Here is a 20,998-nt window from a genome sequence, read left to right as displayed (position 1 = left end):
TATCAGCTATCAGCTATCAGCTATCAGCTATCAGCTATCAGCTATCAGCTATCAGCTATCAGCTATCAGCTATCAGCTATCAGCTATCAGCTATCAGCTATCAGCTATCAGCTATCAGCTATCAGCTTTTGAATAAAAGAGGTAAGCAAAAGTTTAATCTCAGTTCCTTGGCCTTTCGGCCAAGGAATTCATTGTATTTGGCTTTGAGTCCGTTGAACTCCTAAGCCGGATAGCTTGTTTTAAGCTGACCGCACCTCAAGTAGCGTGAGCTTTTAGCTCACGGCTGACCGCTGACGGCTGAATGCTTACATCTGATTAGCCTTTCAGTCCCTCTAACCAACTGGATAAATCCGACCCATCGGAAAAATCGAACAATGCCTCACTCAGTTGATCTAAATCAGCAGCAGATAAGTTGTTGATGACTGATTCTAGAGTAGGCTCGATTGTTCCAACCTGGCGTTTCAACTGACGCATAATTAGCTCCAGTTTTCCTTGCTGTAAGCCTTGCTGTAAGCCTTGCTGTAAGCCTTGCTGTAGACTTTGTTGGACTTTCTCTTCTCCCCAAGGTAATAAATGTCCAGAGCTATCCCACCACCGTAACCAATAGTTGGTGATTTCTGATTTTTTACCGTACCATACTCCCAGAAACAAACCCATAGATTCAATCCAGTAGCGTCCATTAGCATCGGGTTGTTGAAGGGTATAGCTTCCTGAATTAAGCGATCGCATTTCCAAACTTCCGGACCCTGGGTCAAAAATCACATAAATTGGTACTTGTAGGATTTGCTCGTAAAAGTACCATTTGCCATAGGGGTAACGGGGGTTCATGGAATATTCTCCTTGTTCCTTTTCGGATAAGAATTCCATAACCACTGCTGGTACCTCTCCTTCGGTGTGAGGGGTATAGCTACGGCGAATCACCCCTGGTAACACAGGAAACACAGAAGGTACATAAAACCAGTCCGGTGCTTTGACTACTGTTTTACCGTCCACATTGGCACAGAGTCCAAAGTTGGACGCAATCAGCATTGAGTTAGTGATAAATCCGGCTAATTCCAGAATCTCTCGCAGGATAGCCGCTAATAAGGGATGATAGAGATTTTCCACTGGGTCATCGGGTAATTGAAATTCGTCGGGGAGTTTTTCCCATCGGATAATGGGTTCGGCTTTCGTTTGAGTCATAGCCATATCGGGTGTCTTTATATCTTTAAGGTAACGAAAAACTTAACTTTGTTTGTTTGAATAGAGTTTTGAAGAGACTGCCGAGTTTTGAGGGTTTAGTTTTGAGTAATAACGACAGATTTTAAAATTTTATTATATTTATAGATTACAATTAATGTTAACTACTAAATTATTAAACACTAACTACTAATGACAAAGAAAACACTTGAAACCGCTACCTATGTCGAAGCAATGGCGCAACTCCTTGATTTAGACCTTAAGCCCCAACACCGTCCTGGTGTTATCAAAAACTTCGCTAAAATTTATGCGATCGCATCTTTAGTGACAGAATTTACCTTACCTGATGATATCGAAGCTGCTCCGGTATTTGAACCTTAGGATGCTGATTTTTTTTCTAGTAAATTAGAAAGCTTATTGGTTTATAACCGTTACTAAATCATCATAATAATAGTTTAAATTGGGATGCTAACCGTGAAACAAATTGATGATGCTATTGGAATTGCCACTGGGATTCGAGAAGGTCAAGTCACCGCAAAAACAGTTATTACTAACTGTCTCGAAAAAATCACTGTCCGTAACCAATCCCTTAACTGTTTCACAACGGTTACCACTGACCAAGCCTTATCCGATGCTGAAGAGATTGATCATGCTATTGCTAAAGGGAACAATCCCGGTCCATTGGCAGGAGTTCCTTTTGCAGTTAAAAACTTATATGATATTGCTGGCTTAATAACATTAGCTGGGTCAAAAATTAATGCTGAAAATCCTCCTGTTTCCCGTGATGCTACTGCTGTAACTAAACTAAAACAAGCGGGTGCTATCCTAGTCGGAGCATTAAATATGGATGAGTATGCCTATGGCTTTGTAACGGAAAATAGCCATTACGGTGCAACTCATAACCCCCATGATCTCACTCGCATTGCTGGTGGTTCCTCTGGCGGCTCGGCAGCAGCAGTGGCAGCGGGATTAGTACCAATTACTCTTGGTTCTGATACCAATGGTTCAATCCGGGTACCAGCTGCGTTGTGTGGTACTTTTGGCTTAAAACCTACCTACGGACGATTGTCTCGCGCAGGGGTTTTCTTGTTTTCTGCTAGTTTGGATCATATCGGTCCGTTTGCTCGTTCTGTACGGGATATTGCTACTACTTTTGATATCCTTCAGGGAGCAGATCCCGCTGATCCAGTTTGTAGCAATCGTCTCCCAGAACTCTGTGTCCCCCACCTTAACGAAGGGATTGAAGGGTTACGGATTGGGGTTGCTGATGGGTATTTTGCTCAAGGGGCAGAACCAGAAGTCTTGGATGCTGTGGCTAAAGTGGCTAGTAGCTTGGATGTAACTGCCTCGGTTACTATCCCAGAAGCCAAGCGAGCCAGAGCAGCAGCTTATATTATTACAGCTAATGAAGGGTCAAACCTCCATTTGGACAATTTGCGTAAACGTCCCGATGATTTTGATCCAGCTACACGCGTACGCTTTTTAGCAGGTGCCCTAATTCCAGGCACTTGGTATATTCAAGCGCAACGGTTTCGACAATGGTTTCGCGATCGCATTCGGGAAGTCTTCCAAAATGTCGATATTATCCTCGCTCCCACTACCCCTTGTGTTGCTCCCCTACTGGGTCAAGAAAAAATGGTCATTGCTGGGGAAGAAGTGTTGGTTCGTCCAAACTTAGGATTATTTACTCAACCCTTATCCTTCATTGGCTTACCGGTCTTATCGGTACCAATTCACCGTCCTGGTCAAATGCCCTTAGGGGTACAAATTATTGCTGCACCCTACCATGAAGCCATGATTCTTAGAGTTGCTGCAGTGCTTGAGGAGCAAGGCATCGTTTCAGCAGCGGTTGTGTCTTAACAAATCGATGATTGAGACAATATTCTTTTACCGCAAATAGTTGTATAATAAAATATTAATTATTGCCACAATTCAAAAAGAAGTATAAAGAGTTAAGTATGAAACAATTTTATCTAGCATTTATCTAGCAGCATGCTCTCCCAGATTAAAGAGTTAGCCCAAGAACTTGCCCCGCGTCTGATCGAAATCCGCCGTCATCTCCACTCTCACCCAGAATTGAGTGGTCAAGAACACCAAACAGCCGCTTACGTAGCTGGGGTCCTATCCTCCTGTGGTCTTCATGTACAAGAAAGGATTGGCAAAACTGGTCTTATCGGTGAACTGATTGGTGGTACCGATGACCGATTAGTCGCACTGCGCACTGATATGGATGCTCTACCCATCACCGAACAAACTTGCCTCGATTTTGCCTCACATCAACCGGGAGTCATGCATGCCTGTGGTCATGATGTCCACACCACCGTAGGCTTAGGCACAGCTATGATTCTATCCCAACTCGGAGAAACTTTTCCTGGTAATACTCGCTTTCTGTTCCAACCAGCTGAGGAAATTGCTCAAGGTGCAAACTGGATTGTTAAAGATGGGGGCATGAAGGATGTCAGTGCTATCTTTGGTCTTCACGTTTTCCCATCAATTCCAGCAGGGTCTATTGGTATCCGCTATGGGGCATTAACAGCAGCAGCGGATGATTTAGAAATCGTAATTATGGGAGAATCCGGTCATGGAGCTCGCCCTCACCAAGCTATTGACGCGATTTGGATTGCTGCCCAGGTGATTACCACCCTCCAACAAGCTATTAGTCGCACCCAGAACCCATTACACCCGATGGTCTTGACAATTGGACAAATTAGTGGTGGGCGAGCTCCGAATATTATTGCTGACCAAGTCCGCCTAGTAGGAACAGTGCGATCGCTTCATCCCCAAACCTATGCTGGCCTACCCGATTGGATTGAAAAGATTGTGGCCAATGTCTGTAATGCTTATGGCGCTCGCTATCACATCAACTATCAGCGGGGAGTACCATCAGTACAAAATGACCTAGCCTTAACTCAGTTGTTGGAAGCAGCAGCTAAGGAAGCTTGGGGAAGCGATCGCGTTTCAATCATACCGGAAGCCTCTATGGGTGCAGAAGATTTCTCGGTTTATCTACAACACGCTCCTGGCAGCATGTTCCGCCTCGGGGTTGGATTCCAAAATAAACTAAACTACCCACTACACCATCCTCTATTTGCCGTGGATGAATCGGCCATTGTTACCGGTGTAGTTACTCTGGCTTATGCGATTTATAAGTACTGGCACCAGGACTGTTAATTATAAAGTTAATTTTACAGTTAATTTTAGCGATTTGCAACAATTTTAAGTACAGATTATGATTTTTTGTTCCCTGTTGCTTCTTTTATGTTCCTTTTTCCTTAATTCATACTCCCTACTCCCTACTCCCTACTCCCTACTCCCTATTCCCTATTCCCTATTCCCTACAATCCAAAATTTACCTCACCCAATTGATAACTGCTATGATATAGTATTTTATGCTAAAGCCCTAAGACTGATTTAGCAATATTGAAATAAATCAGCACACCCAAGACATCAACAACTGTTGTAATAAATGGTGCGGACATCAGAGCTGGGTCTAAGCCTAGGTGACGGAACAGAAACGGTAGGGCTGAACCGGCAACTGATGCTAAAAGTGCGATCGCAATCAGACTCACTCCCACCGAGAGGGCTACTGACAAATCTCCTTGTAACCAGTAAGCCCATCCCGTAGCCATCGTACCCAGAATTACTCCTAGTAATAACCCCGCCAGTGCCTCTCGCCCAATCACTTGACCGGGGCCTAAGTCACGAATTTCATCAGTATTCAAGCCGCGAATCACCACCGTAGAAGACTGAGCTCCCACATTCCCACCAGTGCCAGTGAGTAAAGGGATAAAAGCTGCTAGGGCAACAACCTGCTGCAAAATAGACTCTTGAGACTTTATGATCGTACCCGTAACCGTATTAGTGAGTAACAAGACAAATAACCAAACTACCCGTCGGCGGGCAACTGTGAATAAATTGGTTTGAAAATAATTATCCCCCTCCGATTGGACACCACCACCGACCGCGTACATATCTTCTGTTGCTTCCTGCTCCAAGATATCAATCACATCATCCACAGTGACAATACCCACTAGACGCTGCTCCCGGTCAACCACTGGTACAGCCAGGAAATCATAGCGTTGGATCATCCGTGCTACCTCTTCCTGGTCTGCATAGGTATAGACATATACCACATCACGAGTCATAATTTCACCCATGGTGGTCTCGGTGGCAGAAATCACCAAATCCCGCAGGGAAACAATCCCAGTCAAATGTCGAGAGTTATCAGTTATATAGAGGTAATATACGACTTCCGAGGCTTTGGCTAAGCTACGAATCTGCTCTAAGGTCTCGGTAACTGTCAAGTTTTCCTTAAGGGAAATATATTCAGGGGTCATGATTCGCCCTGCTGTTCCCTCCTCATACCCCAAGAGCAGGGCTGTGGCTCGGCGTTCTTTGGGACTTAACTGTGACTGCAAGCGTCGGACGACCTTAGCTGGTAACTCATCAAACAACCTGGCTCGATCATCTGGCGACATCTTGTCTACGATATCCAGTACCTCCTGATGTTTAAACTTCTCAATTAGAGACTGTTGGACACTGGAGTCAAGATTTTCATACACCTCAATGGCCTCAGATTTAGACAATAAGCGGAAGGCAATCACTTGCATTGCTTCCGGTAATCCTTCAATCGCTTCCGCAATGTCTACTGGTTGTACTGGTACCAGCACTTGCTTAGCACCCTGAAGATTACCTTGCTCCAGCAGTATCTGCAGCTGAGAACGCACCAGCTGTCGCAGTTCACTACGCGAGATTGTCTGGAGGGAAATTTGGTTTTCAGTCAATGCAAACCCTCCTGTTGAGTAGGTTCTACTTGTTTGTCACTGCTGACTCAAGTCTAGATGGTTTTGGACTTGCTCCAAGACTAATTGGTAATTGGTAATTGGTAATTGGTAATTAGTACTTGGTAATTAGTAATTGGTAATTGGTAATTGGTAATTGGTAATTGGTAATTAGTACTTGGTAATTAGTCGAAAATCAATAAATAAATGAAATTATATTAAGAAATGTAAAATACGAACCATCTTTACTGCTGATCAGGTTTGAGTTAACTTAACCAAAGTTAACACAGTTACTCAAAGGTTTGTTTCTTAATTGGTAGCTCACCCAACTATCCTTGATTGAATTCCGATATTCAGCCATGACACTACTTGAGCGATCTTTGTTAAAGAGTATTTTTAACGCAATAGTTATTTGAGAGTGATCCCATCACCCTAGATTTCCCTGTAGGTGATCCAGCCCGGGGGTAATTAATTTGTGAACAAAAATCGTGAAATTCTTTCCCTTCTTACCCCTCTCTCCCTCTTCTGGTGTTTCACCACTCAAATCGGATTGCTATCGATCAGCAGCTTAGTAGTATAATTGTACTATTGAATTAGTTTAGGTTATCAGGAATCAACGATGCTGAAAACCCCGCGTCCTTAGACCGGGGATGAAAGCGAGATAGCTCGCTTTTAGCCGTGAAAAAAATATTTGGAAAGTTCCTAAATTTTATGCTATGTATTGTATACTAAATTAGTAGCAATAGGTCGATACTAATGATAGTTTTAGAGTTCAAAGCATACGGCAAGCAGAGACAATATTCAGCCATAGATGAGGCGATTAGAACGGCTAAGTTTATTCGCAATAGCTGCATTCGCTATTGGATGGACAATAAAGGGGTCAATAAATACGATCTCAACAAATATTGCACTGTCCTAGCAAAACAGTTGACCTTTGCCAATGAGCTGAACTCTATGGCTCGTCAGGCAAGTGCTGAACGAGCCTGGTCATCAATCGTCCGCTTCTACGATAACTGTAAGAAAAAAGTACCCGGCAAGAAAGGGTTTCCACGATTCAAGAAACATTGTCGCTCAGTAGAGTATAAGACTTCAGGATGGAAGCTATGTCCTGATAAAAAGTCAATCATCTTTAGTGACTTGAAGGGAATCGGGAAACTCAAACTCAAGGGTACATGGGACTTGTGGCGCTTCGACAAGAAGCAGATCAAGAGAGTCAGGATAGTCCGTCGAGCTGATGGATACTATGTCCAATTCTGCGTTCAGGTTGACATTAATGAACCTGTTCCAGCTACAGGTAACACCATTGGCTTAGACGTTGGACTAAAGGATTTCTACACAGATTCTAACGGAGATGCTGAACCTAATCCCAGGTTCTACAGAAAAGGTGAAAAGCGCCTAAAATTATATCAACGTCAAGTTTCCCGGAAAAAGAAAGGCTCATCCAATCGCAAGAAAGCGATTAATAGGCTAGGTAAGACACACCTCAAAATAAGTAGGCAACGTCAAGAACATGCCAAGAGACTGGCACGTTGCGTAGTCCGGTCAAACGACCTGGTAGCCTATGAAGACTTGAGGGTTAAGAATATGGTAAAAAATCATTGTCTTGCTAAGTCTATTAATGATGCAGGTTGGTATCAATTCAGGAAATGGATAGAACACTTTGGCGCTAAGTTTGGCAAGATAACTGTTGCAGTCAACCCTGCCTACACAAGCCAAAACTGCTCCAATTGTGGTGAAACAGTCAAGAAATCTCTATCAACTAGAACCCACGTCTGTCAGTGTGGTTGCTCCCTAGACAGAGACCATAACGCTGCAATCAACATCCTTGAACAAGCCTTAGGTACGGTGGGGCACACCGGAACCTGGATCATAGATCCGTTCGCGCAGCGGAGGCCGTAGGCCACGCTACGCGAACGGGTCTCCCGAAACGCTTTGGGAGAATCGGCCTCTACTCTTTCTGGTTCCGGCCTGACTGAGCAAGCTGACTCGTTGAGCAAAGAATCCCCGCGTATGCGCGACCGGGGAGTGTCAAAATGATAAGCACAAGCAATTATTATAAATTGCTATCATTGAAGGTTATTTAAATTAGATTTGCGAGTCTAACTATGGTTGATTGTCTCAATGCGGCTCGCTATTTCATCGTAAAAGCTTACGATGATGGCATGGAAGCTGAAATGACCAACATGAAGCTTCAAAAGCTTCTGTACTATGCACAAAGTTTACATCTAGCCCTTTACGATCAGCCATTGTTTGATGAAGAAATTCAAGCATGGCGATACGGTCCTGTGTGCCCTAGTGCTTACAGGTTTTACAGTGAGTTTGAAGCTAAGCAATTACCTATCCCTAAAAAAGACTTCCTCTCAAATATCCCTGATGAGAAGATAGAGCTTCTAGAAGAAACTTGGGAATATTTTGGTGGCTATCATGCTTTTCGACTTAGTAATATGACCCACTGCGAGTTTCCTTGGCAAAAAGCTCGCAAAGGTTTACGATCTGACGCTAGCTCAACTGAGCCCATTATTCTTGAGGATATGAAAGCATTAGGTAAGCAGAAACTTGATGAAATAGAACGTGAGCACCCCGCATATGAATCGGTGATGTCAAAAGTTTTGGAGGACGCTTTTGCTTCATCATCTTCAAATCTTATTGGTAAAGGAGAAGTGAGTGACTGGATCAAATCCCTTCTCGATTGACACTGAAAACTCACAGAATTTTTATCGTTCTTTGAAAAAACTTGCCAAAGATCACAAAGTTCACAAAAATAGCTTTTTTTTGCTTGTCACGCAAGTCCTAGACAATTTAATAGAGAACCCATATCCTAGAAATTCCCGTCAAGAACCTTTCCCAAAAACGAGTAAGTTACCTGAAGGATGGACATTTCATAAGCTTGAGTTGAAGTTTGGCCAAGGCGCTTCTGGACAAATCAGATTGATGTATTTAGTTAATACAAGTAAATCAGTTATCAAACTTGTTTGGATTTACAGTCATAAACAGTTCACAAAACGCCCTGATGACAAAGATCTTAGGAGTGTAATCCAACAAATTCTAGAGGATTAGCTTTTGCGTTCGCGCAGCGGCTCCAACGTCCCATCGCATTTCCCTAGTTGCTGCTCCTGGGACAGATAATGCTCTGTGCCTCTAAATTGACTCTAACTCCAGCAGCTAACAACCAACTGCTAATCAAGTCTAAACTAGAGTAGAGAGAAAGTAGGCGCAGGTGGTTGCGGATTCGCATTTTTCTGCGAGTCTGAGGAAAGTCCGGGCTCCCGAAAGACCAAACTTGCTGGGTAACGCCCAGTGCGGGTGACCGTGAGGATAGTGCCACAGAAACATACCGCCGATGGGAAGGATAAAGGTAGAAGGCTCCAGGAAGAATAAATTCTTCCGGCCTTTTTCCTGATTCTTTCACAGGTAAGGGTGCAAAGGTGTGGTAAGAGCGCACCAGCAGCATCGAGAGGTGCTGGCTCGGTAAACCCCGGTTGGGAGCAAGGTCGAGAGGAACTACGGTTGGTCTTTTACCAGTTCCGGATATGGAGAACCGCATGAGGCGTCTGGTAACAGCCGTCCTAGATAGATAACCACCCTCTTTAGTAGCTTTTTCATTGTTGCTAGGGAGAACAGAACCCGGCTTATGTCCGACTTTCTCTCAATTTAGCTATTAGTCGTTAGTAATGAGTACTCCCAGCAGACTCTGGTTAGTCACAAAGGACTTTCCGACTCACGACAACAGACACCCATGACCATCAAAGATCCCCGTCGTCAGAAACAATTAGAGAAGTTAGTTCAAAAGTTAGGACTATCTAAAACTACAGCTGTGAATTGGTCGTTGCTAGATTTAGCACTGACTCATTGTAGTATCTCAGCAGAAGACAACTATGAGCAGTTGGAGTTTGTTGGTGATGCTGTAATACGTTTAGCTAGCTCAGAATGGCTATGGGAAAATTATCCCAACTCTTCCGTTGGTGAGTTTGCTGCCATTCGTTCCGTACTGGTAAGCGATCGCATTCTGTCTCAACTCGCTCGCAGCTATGGTCTAGAGCGTTATTTACTCGTTTCCAATAGTGCCGCTGGGGACAAAGTTGGCGAAACATCCCGCTTAGCTGATGCCTTTGAAGCAATATTGGGAGCATTATATTTAAGTACCCATACCCTAGAATTAGTCCGTCCTTGGCTAGACCCTCACTTACAAAAACTCACTACTGAAATTCGTCAAGACCCTGCCCGCCAAAACTACAAAGATGCTCTTCAGGAATGGACTCAAGCTCACTACAAACTGCTCCCAAAGTATCATCTGACCGAAAACCTACAAGTGCATGGGGCAAACAACCGCTTCACTGCCCAAGTCTGGCTACAAAATCGACAATTAGGTGAAGGTACAGGAAGATCGAAAAAAGCTGCGGAACAAGCAGCAGCCAAACAGGCATTTCTGGAATTGAGAGGGCAAAAATGAAACAAACCGGAGTAGCCATATTGGGAGCAGGTCGCTGGGGGAAACACTTGGTCAGGAATTTCTTGGCACACCCTGATGCTTGCTTAGTAGCAGTGGTTGATCCATACCCAGAAACCTTGGCAGCTATTAAAGATAAATATAACCTAGCTCCTGAGGTACGTTTAGCAACAGATTGGGAATCGATACAGTATCTCCCAACAATTGAGGCAGTGGTAATTGCTACTCCAGCAGTTACCCATTACACCCTAATTAAGGATGCTCTACAGCAGGGGAAACACGTCCTAGCAGAAAAACCCTTAACCCTTGATGTGGCTGAGTGTCTAGAATTGTGCCACCTGGCTCAAGAAAACCAGCGACAACTCATGGTTGACCATACCTATCTATTTCACCCAGCGGTCAAGCGTGCTCAAGAGGTTGTCAACTCAGGATGCTTAGGAGACTTACGCTATGGATACGCCGCCCGTACTAACTTAGGACCAGTACGTCAAGATGTAGATTCTCTCTGGGATTTAGCTATTCACGATATTGCTATTTTCAACCATTGCTTAGGACAGCTACCTGTTCAAGTTCAAGCTAATGGTAGGGTGTGGCTACAGTTTCAAAAAGAGTTTCAAGTTAGCAATTCTTCAAGTATAACAAATAACCTACCCTACGGGAACGCCAAATGCGAACAACCTTCAACTCCTCAAGGACTAGCTGACTTAGTTCAGGTCACACTTAGCTATCCCACTGGCTTCCAAGCATTTATTCATCTGTGCTGGCTCAATCCAGATAAACAGCGGCGGCTTGGGATTGTAGGAACACAGGGAACCTTGATTTTTGATGAAATGGTTGCCCAAGCACCCCTAACTATCCAACATGGTTATTTTGAACAGAACGGGGAGTATTTTATCCCTGCTGGTCAACATCGTGAAGTTCTTGATCTCGAATCACTTGAACCACTTTATTCAGTATGCGATCGCTTTATTAACAGTCTCCGCTTGTCCCAACCTTCATCAATATCATCTGGCTGGGTTGGTGCTCAATTGGTACAGATTCTCACTTGTTTAAGCCAATCCCTTCACCAAGGAGGAGTGCCAGTTACTGTTCCCCAGTTGCCGAAATAATTAGCTATTAATTTCCTCTCTAGATGATCACGACAGGTTAATTCCCAGCTTCAATGCTGGATTATTTTCCCAGCGATCCGCTACATGGGCATAAATACAAGTTGTTCTGGGATCAGCATGTCCCAACAAATCTTGCACTTGCCGTAACTCAGCACCAGAACGCAGAGCTAACGTACCTGCCGTATGTCTCAAGCTATGGGCTGATATAGTTCTTCCTGGTGTTTGCTTAAGGTTAGTTTGCTCAAGATAGCTATCTACAACTAGCCGAATCCCCCGCCGGGAAATCCGCTTGCCACCCGCCCTGTTTCCAACAGCTATAAATAGAGGACTGGATGGTTTGACCACTTCCCCATTTTCTGCCCTTGCTTCGAGATAAGCCATCAGTAACTCAGCAAGATCTGGTGTTAATGGCACTATTCTAATATTACGCTTCCCTTCGACCCGAATTCCTAAATTACCCCCCTGCTTAACTACATCAGAGACATTTGCCCGATGTAACTCAATGCTACGGGGACCTTCTAATATCATGATTGCCAGCAGAAGTTTATCCCGCTTTGCCTTAAGGCTACCATCATTCACTATAGCTGCTAACAACTTCTCAACTTCAGGCTTTTCCAAATAGGTAATCCTTGCCGCCGGGTCCAGCTTTTCCCGTGGCGGTTTCACCCCAAGGGCTGGATTGATAGTAATCAGTCCTTTTTCCACAGCAGCTTGATAAAAACGCTTGACAACTGACAACTTGAGTGATACCGTCGCTGGCTTAAATTTTTTAGTGTCTACCATCCAGCGGCGGTAACGCTTAATGTCGTCTTTAGTAACTGCGGCTGGATGAAGATTTATGCGATCGCACCAGTTCACAAATTGCTGAACCTGGCGGCGGTAGGTATTCACGGTATCAGCTGCAGCATCTCCTGCTGCCACATCGATATCCAGGAAATCAGCAAAAGCTTCTAGTAGGTTTGCTGTAGTAATGGTCAGCTGGTCAGGTTGAAGGGTGATGTGGTTTGGGGTATGAGTATCCACGGTTCCATGAACGTGAAGTTGTTAAGCATCTAGTGTTATTATAGCCTATTTAATACTGATAAGCACTGTTACCGGAATTATTTAACCAATTAAAGGCAATTCATCAATCGCTTTTTAGTCGCGGTTGTGCAAAGAAATGCCCAAGATCACAAAAAGGACAACAAGCATGCTCGATCGCGCAACGTGACCTATGGTCAATCATGCTGTGTTGTCCGTGAAAGGTTGAAGGTTTAAGGTTATCCAGTTGTTCGCCTTTGGCCCTGGGTTTAGGGTAGGTGATCTGGTTGTTCTTGCCCAGGTTTCCGGTTAAAAGGGCGCTTATACCAAGCTCGATCGCTTCTCCAGAAAATCCAGTAGAATACGCTGATGAGCAGGACCAAGGGGTCGCACTTGACCAGCCTTGGCAGAATAAGACTCCCCCTGGCGAATCTGCTCAGGAGTCAACAACCCCATATCCCAGCCTTCCCCTAAGACCAATTGTGAGACTTCCACGGTCAGGGGTACTGCAAAAACATGACGTAACACATGGGGTTCAGGATAATGGCCAAACAAAGATGCTGAGGGTAGTGCATAGCTAATTTCTTCCAGCAATTCCCGCCTGAGAGCTTCGATTGGGGTTTCTCCGGGTTCTATGTGCCCCCCAAATAAACCCCACAAACCGGGGTAAAGAATACCAGGAATATTGTCCCGTAGCTGCATCAGAAACTGACCTTGCCGATAGAGAATAGCGATCGCTACTTGAACTTGCTTACTGCTCATCTGTGGGTCTTGGAAGTAAGGGGGACTTGGGTTGATAGACTTGCCGTTGTAGCTGCTCAAGCTCTTGAATAAAGAATTCACCCAAATCTTGTCCAGCAATGGGAATGCTTTGAAATTGAGCCTTACCGTGGATCAAGACTTGATCACCGATATTGGGCAAAGTTCCCTGAGAGACTACCCAAATGGTACTAGTTGCATCTTTGAGTTCATAAGCATTCGCATCTAAAAGTGGTGCTTGATTAGTAACTTTACCCCGAAGGTAGACTGTATCGATAGTATTCTGATTTTGTGGTATTTCACCGATTTTTGTGACCTTTACACCAGGGTAGCTAATATTAAGCTGATGAATGCCATTATGGGCTAAGGGACTACAGCCAACAGTCCCGGCTCCTACAAGTAAAACCCAAAACGGTAAAAGAGTTGACCAATACTTAGTTGGCATATTGAAATCCTATGATGTTTTCAGTTGTCAGTTGCCAATGAACTCTGTTTGGAGGAGTGAAAAAGGAAGTAGGTTGAAACTTGAATGTTCGTTCCCCAGCCTAAGGTAAGTCGCTCCATGCATCTACAATGTTCTAACCCAAGTAGGCAGCATCTGTACACCCGTCTACACTGTTTAACCCAATTGACCAATGACGAACATACTCGATGGTAAGACCATAGCTAAAAAAATTCAGACCCAGCTGCAAGAACAGACACAGAAGCTGATGTTGAAACATGGACGACCTCCTGGATTAGCAGTGTTGATGGTAGGTGACAACCCTGCTAGCGCTGCCTATGTTCGTAATAAGGAACGTGCCTGTGCTAAGGTGGGCATTGCTTCATTTGGTCGTCATTTTCCCAGTAACACCTCCCAAACAGAACTCGAGGAAACCATTAACTCGCTCAATCAAGATCAGCGTGTAGATGGAATTCTGCTCCAGCTGCCCTTACCCGACCACCTAGATGCTGTTTCATTACTGCACCAAATCCATCCGGATAAAGATGCTGATGGATTACACCCTGTTAATCTAGGTCGTCTGCTGCGGGGAGACCCTGGTTTACGTAGCTGTACACCAGCAGGGATAATGCGCCTGTTGCAAGAGTACCAGATTAATTTGTCTGGTCAAAAGACAGTAGTGGTAGGACGTAGTATTTTAGTAGGTAAACCCCTAGCACTGATGCTACTAGAAGCCAACGCTACAGTAACAATTGCTCATTCGCGCACCCAAGATCTGGGGGAGCTGACACGTCGCGCTGATATTTTGGTAGCAGCTGTGGGACGACCTCAACTGATTACCAGTGACATGGTAAAACCAGGTGCTGTCGTAATTGATGTTGGTATCAATCGCGTTAGTGATCAACAAGAAAAATCTCGTCTTCTGGGAGATGTCCACTTTGACTCTGTTCAGGAAATAGCCCGATATATTACCCCTGTCCCTGGTGGCGTCGGACCGATGACAGTGGCTATGCTACTAAATAATACGATCCTTAGTTATACAAAGAGGTATTCTTGAACAGTTTTGCTCTCGTGAAGATTGACAACAATCAATCAAACCGTTGTTTATGATTAAAATAATTTCATGTCACAGCAGGCCTGGTCAACAAAAGAACTAATTAAGAAGACTGAAAGCTATAAAATATAAAACTATTATAAATCTGTGTTGTAAGTTTTACGAACATATTAAATGTTGGGTTTGAGAGGGTTAGACTCTAGTTTAGCGCTACTGATAAATTTCATAAATTTCAAAACTCGACAATCCTAATTAGCATCAGTAAAGAGTTTTGTTCATCAAACGAGAAGTAGGAGAATTAGACAAGGTAGTTTCAAGAAGACCCCCAGCCCCGTAAAATTGTTAGAGGAATCAGATAATCAAGGAATCAAGGCATGGTAGCGACGGAGGGGCGACCTACCCCCAAGAGGGAATCCCCAAGTTTAGACTTACTAACTTACTTAAAAGAGCGAAAGGCTCTAATTGAGTCAGCTTTAGACCAGGCTCTGCCCCGAATGGAGCCGGACAAAATTTACGAGGCAATGCGCTATTCTCTGTTGGCTGGAGGTAAACGCTTGCGCCCGATTCTGTGCCTAGCTACCTGTGAGCTGATGGGTGGCACGGTGGAGATGGCAATGCCAACCTCCTGCGCTCTGGAAATGATCCATACCATGTCATTGATTCATGATGACCTACCAGCAATGGACAATGACGATTACCGTCGGGGTAAACTAACTAACCACAAAGTATTTGGTGAGGACATTGCCATCCTCGCAGGTGATGGTTTATTAGCTTATGCATTTGAATATGCGGCGGCTCAAACTAAAAATGTACCAGCTCCCCAAGTTTTGCAGGTAGTTGCTTGGTTGGCTAAAGCAGTCGGAGCATCGGGATTGGTTGGGGGTCAAGTGCTTGATCTCGAATCAGAAGGTAAGTCGGATATTAAAGAAGAAACCCTCTCCTTTATCCATACTCATAAAACTGGTGCTTTGCTAGAAGCCTGTGTAGTTTGTGGTGGAATATTGGCAGGGGCAACGGCAGCTAACTTACAAAGGCTATCCAAATATGCCCAAAATATTGGTTTAGCATTTCAAATTGTCGATGACATCCTAGATATAACTGCTACCCAGGAGGAACTAGGTAAAACAGCAGGTAAGGATATTAAAGCACAAAAGGCTACTTATCCTAGCCTATGGGGGCTAGAGGCATCAAAAGCCAAAGCCCAGGAGCTGGTGAATGAGGCAAAAGCTCAAATTGAATCCTTTGGGGAAAAGGCTCAACCCCTGATTGCGATCGCTGACTTTATTGTGAATCGCACTCATTAAGGTACTTGGTATTGGGGTAAGGCCAACGAAAGTTAAAGGATGAAGTCTTTAATCCTAGCCTACAGGAACACCAAAAACAAATATACTTCATCCTTAATTATACCCTAGAAGGGACGCTATCGGGGGAACATACTTCATAACTTCATACTTGATCCTTCATCCTTAATCGTTTCCCCAATGCTGAGTTACCGATGACCAATGACCAATTTAAAGTAAATAATTATGCAGGACTTTAGCGACATCCTAAACAACCAGGTGTTGCTGGTTGCGCTCATCGCTTGTCTGGTGGCTCAACTATTTAAATTTTTGGTTGATCTAACCAAAAATCGCAAACTTAATCTTCGGATACTGGTGACTGCTGGTGGAATGCCTAGTTCTCACTCAGCATTCGTCACTGCCTTAGCATTTGGTGTAGGACAAACGGTGGGATGGGCTTCTCCAGAATTTGCGATCGCTTTAGTGTTTGCCATCATAGTCATGTATGATGCTGCTGGTGTCAGGCAAGCTGCCGGTAAGCAAGCTCGAATTCTCAACCAAATTATCGATCAGTTTTTTAGCGAAGACAAAGAGTTGAAAGAAGACCGCCTTAAGGAATTATTAGGTCATACACCCTTTCAGGTGCTTGTTGGTTTGGTGTTAGGTATCGCTATTTCTTGTATAGCAGCAACGGCTTATTAATCATGTTAATTAGTAATTTTAATTAGTAATTTGCCATTAACTAGTTCAAGCGGAACTAGTTAAAAGCGAACCACCTTACGTTTTAGTAGGGTAACTCGGCGACTATCAACAACCATTGCCCAAAACCCCCCTGCGCTCAGTCGCCTTAAGATTGAGTTAGCTTGGGTTTCACTAGTTGTGTGTACTGTCAGTAAGTAAGGTCGCTGAGCATAAGAAACCAAGCCAACATTGACGCCCAGTAGTTGCTCTAGTCGGGATGCCACTTCTGGTTGATTGAAGTAGTCCACCAGAACTGCATAACCATCACCCAATCCCTGAGGAGTATAACCTTGTATAGTAGCAGTCTGTATAGTATTAGGCTGGCTTGACGGTGGAGATTGAACTACAAAAGCTGAGTATCCAACTACCTGATCCAGATAGCGTGCCCAATCTTTAGCATCGTTAATCCCTCTGAAACCCCCAACGCGAGTTACTATGTCTTCCAAATATTGACAAAAATTAGTTTTTGCAGTGTTGGGTAAAATTCGTTGAATTTGTTCGTGATTTTTCCTAGTTCGGCTAAGCACTAACAAAATGTACTCACCGTTTTGTGGTGGTTGGCATTGAGGAGTTATTGGTTGAGCATAAACCGAATCAAAGACACCAGCTAAAGCAGCCAGTGCTATCGATAAAATTTGTAAAATAAACTGTATTGTTTCCCTGGTCATAGATGATTAGAAAGTAGACCCATAGCCACTGTCTTGGAAGCAAAAAACTAACCATCAAACTGATGCCAGAGACGCTAGAGGGTCAGGTATACTATCTGATGGTGCCTGAAATTCACCAGTTTTGACAAATTCTAGGCGCAGCTTTAACCAGGTGATGAACTTAGGATTAGTAGAAATTATCGCCGTTGCTGGTTGCGGACATTCCTGCTTGACCTGGGACATTTGGGAACTTTCCAAGAATGCTGGCTGGTTGACTAACCAAAAGTCTATTTCTTTTTCCTGTTCATGGTAGTGCCTGGTACGTTCCCGAAGTACTTCCTCCAATGGTTCTTCTTCAAGGAATTGTTGACTGGCTAAAACGTAGTAGTAAGTTTGCATAGTTTCAGTTACTGAGGAAAGCTCAAAATTTACCTTGCATCGCTTGTTTCATTTCTCTGACCGCCCGTTCTATACCCACCAGAGATGCCCGAGCAATGATGCTATGACCAATATTGAGTTCTTCCATACCTTCGATACAAGCAACCGGGTAAACATTCCAGTAGGTAAGACCATGACCAGCATTGACTCGTAAGCCAGCAGCAATCGCTTGTTGGCATCCGGAGGCCAAAACTTTTAATTCTTTAGCCTGACTGACTTCATCAGTAGCTTCTGCATAACTCCCCGTGTGGAGCTCAATAAATTTAGCTTTTGTTTTAGCAGAAGCATCGATTTGGGCGGGATCAGCGTCTATAAATAAGCTAACGGGAATGCCAGTGTTCTGTAACTGGGCTACAACCTCAGTAAGGCGAGGCATTTGCCCTGCTACATCTAGCCCTCCCTCGGTAGTCACTTCTTCTCGTTTTTCTGGTACGAGGGTAACGTAATCGGGTTTGACATCTAGAGCGATCGCTACCATTTCATCGGTAGGTGCCATTTCCAAATTCAGATGAGTTCGCACCGTTTGTCTTAACAGAGCAATGTCCCTATTTTGAATGTGACGTCGATCCTCTCTTAGATGTGCGGTGATGCCATCCGCACCAGCAAGCTCTGCCAACACCGCTGCTGCCACTGGGTCAGGTTCTACAGTGCGCCGTGCCTGACGAATTGTGGCAATATGGTCGATATTTACGCCCAGTGTTAGCACGAATGTTTTTCTCCTGGATTTGACATCCTAGCCACGACCATAGCGCAGCTTGGTCTTGAATTCCAAGGCTTTAAAACCTTAGCTTTGAGCAACATAGCCTTTTCTAGTTTAACAGGGGGAGGGAACATCTAGAGAGATTATCTATCAAGTGTCTACAAGACAGTACCCCGTGAATTAGAAAGCCCCTCGCGAGGGGCGTGCGCAGCGAAAGGTAGTTCACCTGAAATTCTTAATCCTGGGATTAGATGTTTCTAGGTTGCAGTTGGTCTGAGGATGGTAATTTGACATTCCAGGCCAGTCCTAAGCGCTGAAGCAGCAGGATGAAGAACCAACCCAGGTCAAGTTGCCACCAATAATGTCCAAATCTTGCTGAGTTGGGAAAAGCATGGTGATTATTGTGCCACCCTTCACCAAGGGTCAAGATGGCGACGATAGGATTGTTCTTGCTCATATCAGAGGTAGTAAACAGCTCGTTTCCCCACAGGTGGCAAACTGAGTTGACACAAAAGGTGATTTGACGAACCAGAAAAATCCGAAATGCTCCGCCCCAGATTAAACCACCTAAGACTCCTGAGACAGAACCAGTCAAGACTCCACCCAGGAAACCAGGAATTAACAGGGACAGCAATACCCAAAAGACGTAGAGGTTGTCTATTCTTCGGATCAGCTTGTCCTTGATTAGGTCAGGAGCATACTTATAGGGAGGCTGCCAATCCACATTCACAATCCAAGCAATATGGGAATGCCAAAACCCTTGGATAAATCCCCAAAATCCTCCCTGGTGAAGATGGGGTGAGTGAGTGTCTCCGTCTTGGTCAGAGTAAATATGATGGCAGCGATGATGGTGAACCCAGCTAGTGACTGGTCCTTGAGCTGCCATACATCCAGCAATGGCTAAGAATGCCCTTATAAAGGGTCCAGTATGAAAGGCACGATGGCTAAAAAGCCTGTGATACCCGACGGTAATCCCGATGAAATTCAGGATGTACATCCCGAGAAAAAGACCAATATCGAGAGGCTGGACGTTCAGTTTCTCAAGGAACATAACTACTATCGCAGCGATTACTCCCACAGGGGACATGGCGATAACGATAGTAACTACAGTTTTCTGAAGTGTGCTGACTTGTGGGGCAGTAGATGAAGAGATTGACACTTGTGTTGTTTCGATAAGATACTAATACACCAAAACTAAGCATATCCGATTGCTTGTCAGTCTGGCTCTGTTTGGACTCTAGCTCCGTGCTTAGCACGAAGGCTATCAACTGGGATTTTTGGATTTTGGATGGTTGTATTTTCGGCTAAATCCTCCAATTCCAGGGATTTAAGTTACATTTGGGCTAATCCTGACGGTATTGGTCATGGGTGACCTATTGCAGCTAGCTAGGCATTGGTGTTGATTTCAATCAATTTATTCCTTGAGGATAAACCTGACTTAATTTGGATACGAGACTTTGGTACTTTAAACCTTTGAGCCAGCAACTCAATTAACTCCTGATTGGCCTTGCCATCTACAGGTGGTGACTTCAAATGCACCTTGAGTGTCCCATCGTCTGAGTCTTCTATCTTTTGATGTTTAGAATTGGGTTTAACTTGAACTCGCCTCTTCATCAATGAAAGTTTCGTCAAAATCTTCTGGCTTCTGGGTATCGGAAGTTTTAATGTAGTCACCGTTTACCAGAGTAGCATACTGATCCGGATCGGCTCTGGTAAGTGTAAAGACTTCTGTTGCGATCGCAACATAACCCTAATTCGAGCCAAACCATTGGAGTCAAACGACTGCGCCAATCGCGGTAAATTTCTTGACTCATCTTGCCCCTAAAAACTTGAGGTTCTTCAGTACCTACTATGCTAAATTTATAGTTTACCCCCCCCGAAAAGCTTACTGTGTAAGGGTTATGAGGCTATTTAACCATAAATTTTTCCCATATAGCTGCCTCTTCCTCCTGCTCCGAAGTCCCTGCTCCGAACGCGCCCCGCGTGGCCTACGGCCTCAGTCCCTTTGGCAAAGTGTTAATTTAGCATAACAAGTACGGAAGAGCCAAACTTGACGCTTCATTTTTTATATTACAAATGTCATATAAAAGTAACTCAAGCAACTCATTTAGCAATCTGGTTTGGGTTTAGCTTGTTCTGTAACGGGTAGCTCAATGGGAGAGCGCCAATTTTGCCCGAAAGGGCCGAAGAATTGAGGGTTATCGTCTTCTAAACGAACCCCACCCTTGATTCACCGGAGGTTGCGGGTTCAAATCCCGCTCCGCTACACCAACAAATAAATGGGGCAGGTAGCTCAATGGTAGAGCGGATGGCAAGATCCTTACATCTTTGATTCACCCCTTGCCTGTAAAGGCTGAAGAATTGAGGGTTATCGACCATCCTTTTCTCATTCATAAGCTGT

21 protein-coding genes, 1 tRNA gene, 1 other RNA gene and 1 pseudogene are annotated in these 20,998 nt (G+C 44.3%); 14 read left to right on the top strand and 10 right to left on the bottom strand.

The features are described from left to right. Positions 1 to 315: 315 nt before the first annotated feature. On the bottom strand, positions 316 to 1,188 hold the full coding sequence (locus F6K64_RS16115; protein ID WP_009149431.1) for a DUF4351 domain-containing protein: 873 nt from the start codon (positions 1,186 to 1,188) through the stop codon (positions 316 to 318). A 183-nt stretch (positions 1,189 to 1,371) separates the two neighbouring features. Between F6K64_RS16115 and F6K64_RS16110 the strand changes: the two genes are divergently transcribed. The 4 genes from F6K64_RS16110 to F6K64_RS16095 all read left to right on the top strand — a co-directional run bounded on the left by F6K64_RS16110 (position 1,372) and on the right by F6K64_RS16095 (position 4,594). Then, a complete protein-coding gene (locus F6K64_RS16110; protein ID WP_009149434.1) occupies positions 1,372 to 1,560 on the top strand; it encodes a DUF4089 domain-containing protein in 189 nt (62 codons plus the stop codon). A gap of 84 nt (positions 1,561 to 1,644) precedes the next feature. Beyond that, entirely contained in the window at positions 1,645 to 3,039 is a 1,395-nt protein-coding gene (locus F6K64_RS16105) for an AtzE family amidohydrolase (protein WP_009149438.1), read from the top strand. 132 nt (positions 3,040 to 3,171) lie between these two features. Then, a complete protein-coding gene (locus F6K64_RS16100) occupies positions 3,172 to 4,350 on the top strand; it encodes a M20 family metallopeptidase (protein WP_009149442.1) in 1,179 nt (392 codons plus the stop codon). A gap of 58 nt (positions 4,351 to 4,408) precedes the next feature. Beyond that, positions 4,409 to 4,594: a hypothetical protein gene (locus F6K64_RS16095; RefSeq protein ID WP_287262847.1), complete on the top strand. Its 186-nt coding sequence runs from the start codon at positions 4,409 to 4,411 to the stop codon at positions 4,592 to 4,594. Here the strand turns inward: F6K64_RS16095 and mgtE are convergent. Continuing rightward, complete coding sequence (mgtE, locus tag F6K64_RS16090) at positions 4,572 to 5,963, bottom strand: magnesium transporter (RefSeq protein ID WP_044492795.1); 1,392 nt, start codon at positions 5,961 to 5,963, stop codon at positions 4,572 to 4,574. The two genes, F6K64_RS16095 and mgtE, sit on opposite strands and share 23 nt — an antisense overlap. 753 nt (positions 5,964 to 6,716) lie before the next feature. Here mgtE and F6K64_RS16085 point away from each other — a divergent pair. The 6 genes and pseudogenes from F6K64_RS16085 to F6K64_RS16060 all read left to right on the top strand — a co-directional run bounded on the left by F6K64_RS16085 (position 6,717) and on the right by F6K64_RS16060 (position 11,516). Then, a pseudogene (locus tag F6K64_RS16085) lies at positions 6,717 to 7,997 on the top strand (RNA-guided endonuclease InsQ/TnpB family protein). A 68-nt stretch (positions 7,998 to 8,065) separates the two neighbouring features. Next, on the top strand, positions 8,066 to 8,653 hold the full coding sequence (locus F6K64_RS16080) for a Panacea domain-containing protein (protein ID WP_287247558.1): 588 nt from the start codon (positions 8,066 to 8,068) through the stop codon (positions 8,651 to 8,653). Then, positions 8,625 to 9,017 carry a hypothetical protein gene (locus F6K64_RS16075; RefSeq protein WP_044492303.1) on the top strand — a complete coding sequence of 131 codons (393 nt, stop codon included), beginning with the start codon at positions 8,625 to 8,627 and terminating at the stop codon, positions 9,015 to 9,017. Before F6K64_RS16080 ends, F6K64_RS16075 begins: the two co-directional genes overlap by 29 nt. A 147-nt stretch (positions 9,018 to 9,164) precedes the next feature. After that, positions 9,165 to 9,607: RNase P RNA component class A (rnpB, locus tag F6K64_RS16070), an RNA gene on the top strand. A gap of 89 nt (positions 9,608 to 9,696) precedes the next feature. Further along, entirely contained in the window at positions 9,697 to 10,410 is a 714-nt protein-coding gene (gene rnc / locus F6K64_RS16065) for a ribonuclease III (RefSeq protein WP_287265804.1), read from the top strand. After that, positions 10,407 to 11,516: a Gfo/Idh/MocA family protein gene (locus F6K64_RS16060; protein ID WP_287265803.1), complete on the top strand. Its 1,110-nt coding sequence runs from the start codon at positions 10,407 to 10,409 to the stop codon at positions 11,514 to 11,516. The genes rnc and F6K64_RS16060 overlap by 4 nt, the downstream gene beginning before the upstream one ends. 27 nt (positions 11,517 to 11,543) lie before the next feature. Here the strand turns inward: F6K64_RS16060 and F6K64_RS16055 are convergent, their stop codons facing one another. The 3 genes from F6K64_RS16055 to F6K64_RS16045 all read right to left on the bottom strand — a co-directional run bounded on the left by F6K64_RS16055 (position 11,544) and on the right by F6K64_RS16045 (position 13,740). Beyond that, on the bottom strand, positions 11,544 to 12,539 hold the full coding sequence (locus tag F6K64_RS16055; RefSeq protein ID WP_287265801.1) for a tyrosine-type recombinase/integrase: 996 nt from the start codon (positions 12,537 to 12,539) through the stop codon (positions 11,544 to 11,546). A gap of 318 nt (positions 12,540 to 12,857) precedes the next feature. Further along, complete coding sequence (locus tag F6K64_RS16050; protein WP_008179972.1) at positions 12,858 to 13,298, bottom strand: NUDIX hydrolase; 441 nt, start codon at positions 13,296 to 13,298, stop codon at positions 12,858 to 12,860. Then, entirely contained in the window at positions 13,288 to 13,740 is a 453-nt protein-coding gene (locus F6K64_RS16045) for a hypothetical protein (protein ID WP_008179970.1), read from the bottom strand. The genes F6K64_RS16050 and F6K64_RS16045 overlap by 11 nt, the downstream gene beginning before the upstream one ends. A gap of 190 nt (positions 13,741 to 13,930) precedes the next feature. Between F6K64_RS16045 and folD the strand changes: the two genes are divergently transcribed. The 3 genes from folD to F6K64_RS16030 all read left to right on the top strand — a co-directional run bounded on the left by folD (position 13,931) and on the right by F6K64_RS16030 (position 16,773). Then, positions 13,931 to 14,794 carry a bifunctional methylenetetrahydrofolate dehydrogenase/methenyltetrahydrofolate cyclohydrolase FolD gene (gene folD, locus F6K64_RS16040; RefSeq protein WP_008179967.1) on the top strand — a complete coding sequence of 288 codons (864 nt, stop codon included), beginning with the start codon at positions 13,931 to 13,933 and terminating at the stop codon, positions 14,792 to 14,794. A 371-nt stretch (positions 14,795 to 15,165) separates the two neighbouring features. Further along, positions 15,166 to 16,095, top strand: coding sequence for a geranylgeranyl diphosphate synthase CrtE (gene crtE / locus F6K64_RS16035; protein ID WP_008179964.1), 930 nt, complete (start codon positions 15,166 to 15,168; stop codon positions 16,093 to 16,095). Between the two features lie 222 nt (positions 16,096 to 16,317). Beyond that, on the top strand, positions 16,318 to 16,773 hold the full coding sequence (locus F6K64_RS16030; RefSeq protein ID WP_008179962.1) for a divergent PAP2 family protein: 456 nt from the start codon (positions 16,318 to 16,320) through the stop codon (positions 16,771 to 16,773). Positions 16,774 to 16,832: 59 nt separating this feature from the next. Here the strand turns inward: F6K64_RS16030 and F6K64_RS16025 are convergent, their stop codons facing one another. From F6K64_RS16025 to F6K64_RS16005, 5 genes are all read right to left on the bottom strand, one after another. Continuing rightward, complete coding sequence (locus tag F6K64_RS16025) at positions 16,833 to 17,480, bottom strand: hypothetical protein (RefSeq protein ID WP_008179960.1); 648 nt, start codon at positions 17,478 to 17,480, stop codon at positions 16,833 to 16,835. A gap of 54 nt (positions 17,481 to 17,534) precedes the next feature. Beyond that, positions 17,535 to 17,858 carry an MgPME-cyclase complex family protein gene (locus tag F6K64_RS16020; RefSeq protein WP_008179959.1) on the bottom strand — a complete coding sequence of 108 codons (324 nt, stop codon included), beginning with the start codon at positions 17,856 to 17,858 and terminating at the stop codon, positions 17,535 to 17,537. A gap of 22 nt (positions 17,859 to 17,880) precedes the next feature. Then, positions 17,881 to 18,603, bottom strand: coding sequence for a pyridoxine 5'-phosphate synthase (locus tag F6K64_RS16015; protein ID WP_008179955.1), 723 nt, complete (start codon positions 18,601 to 18,603; stop codon positions 17,881 to 17,883). 241 nt (positions 18,604 to 18,844) lie between these two features. Then, entirely contained in the window at positions 18,845 to 19,756 is a 912-nt protein-coding gene (locus F6K64_RS16010) for an acyl-CoA desaturase (protein WP_131827221.1), read from the bottom strand. A 227-nt stretch (positions 19,757 to 19,983) separates the two neighbouring features. After that, the gene (locus F6K64_RS16005; protein ID WP_008179952.1) at positions 19,984 to 20,211 is read right to left on the bottom strand and encodes a DUF167 domain-containing protein; all 228 of its coding nucleotides are present in this window, start codon (positions 20,209 to 20,211) and stop codon (positions 19,984 to 19,986) included. Positions 20,212 to 20,735: 524 nt separating this feature from the next. On the opposite strand from F6K64_RS16005, the gene F6K64_RS16000 reads away from it, so the two are divergent. Beyond that, positions 20,736 to 20,868, top strand: a tRNA-OTHER gene (locus F6K64_RS16000). The last annotated feature ends 130 nt before the right edge of the window (positions 20,869 to 20,998 follow it).

It is taken from the genome of Moorena sp. SIO3A2, from assembly GCF_010672265.1.
GTDB classification, from domain to species: Bacteria; Cyanobacteriota; Cyanobacteriia; order Cyanobacteriales; family Coleofasciculaceae; genus Moorena; species Moorena producens.
The sequence above is the reverse complement of the archived record's forward strand: the minus strand, read 5'-3'. Positions and strand labels throughout refer to the sequence as shown.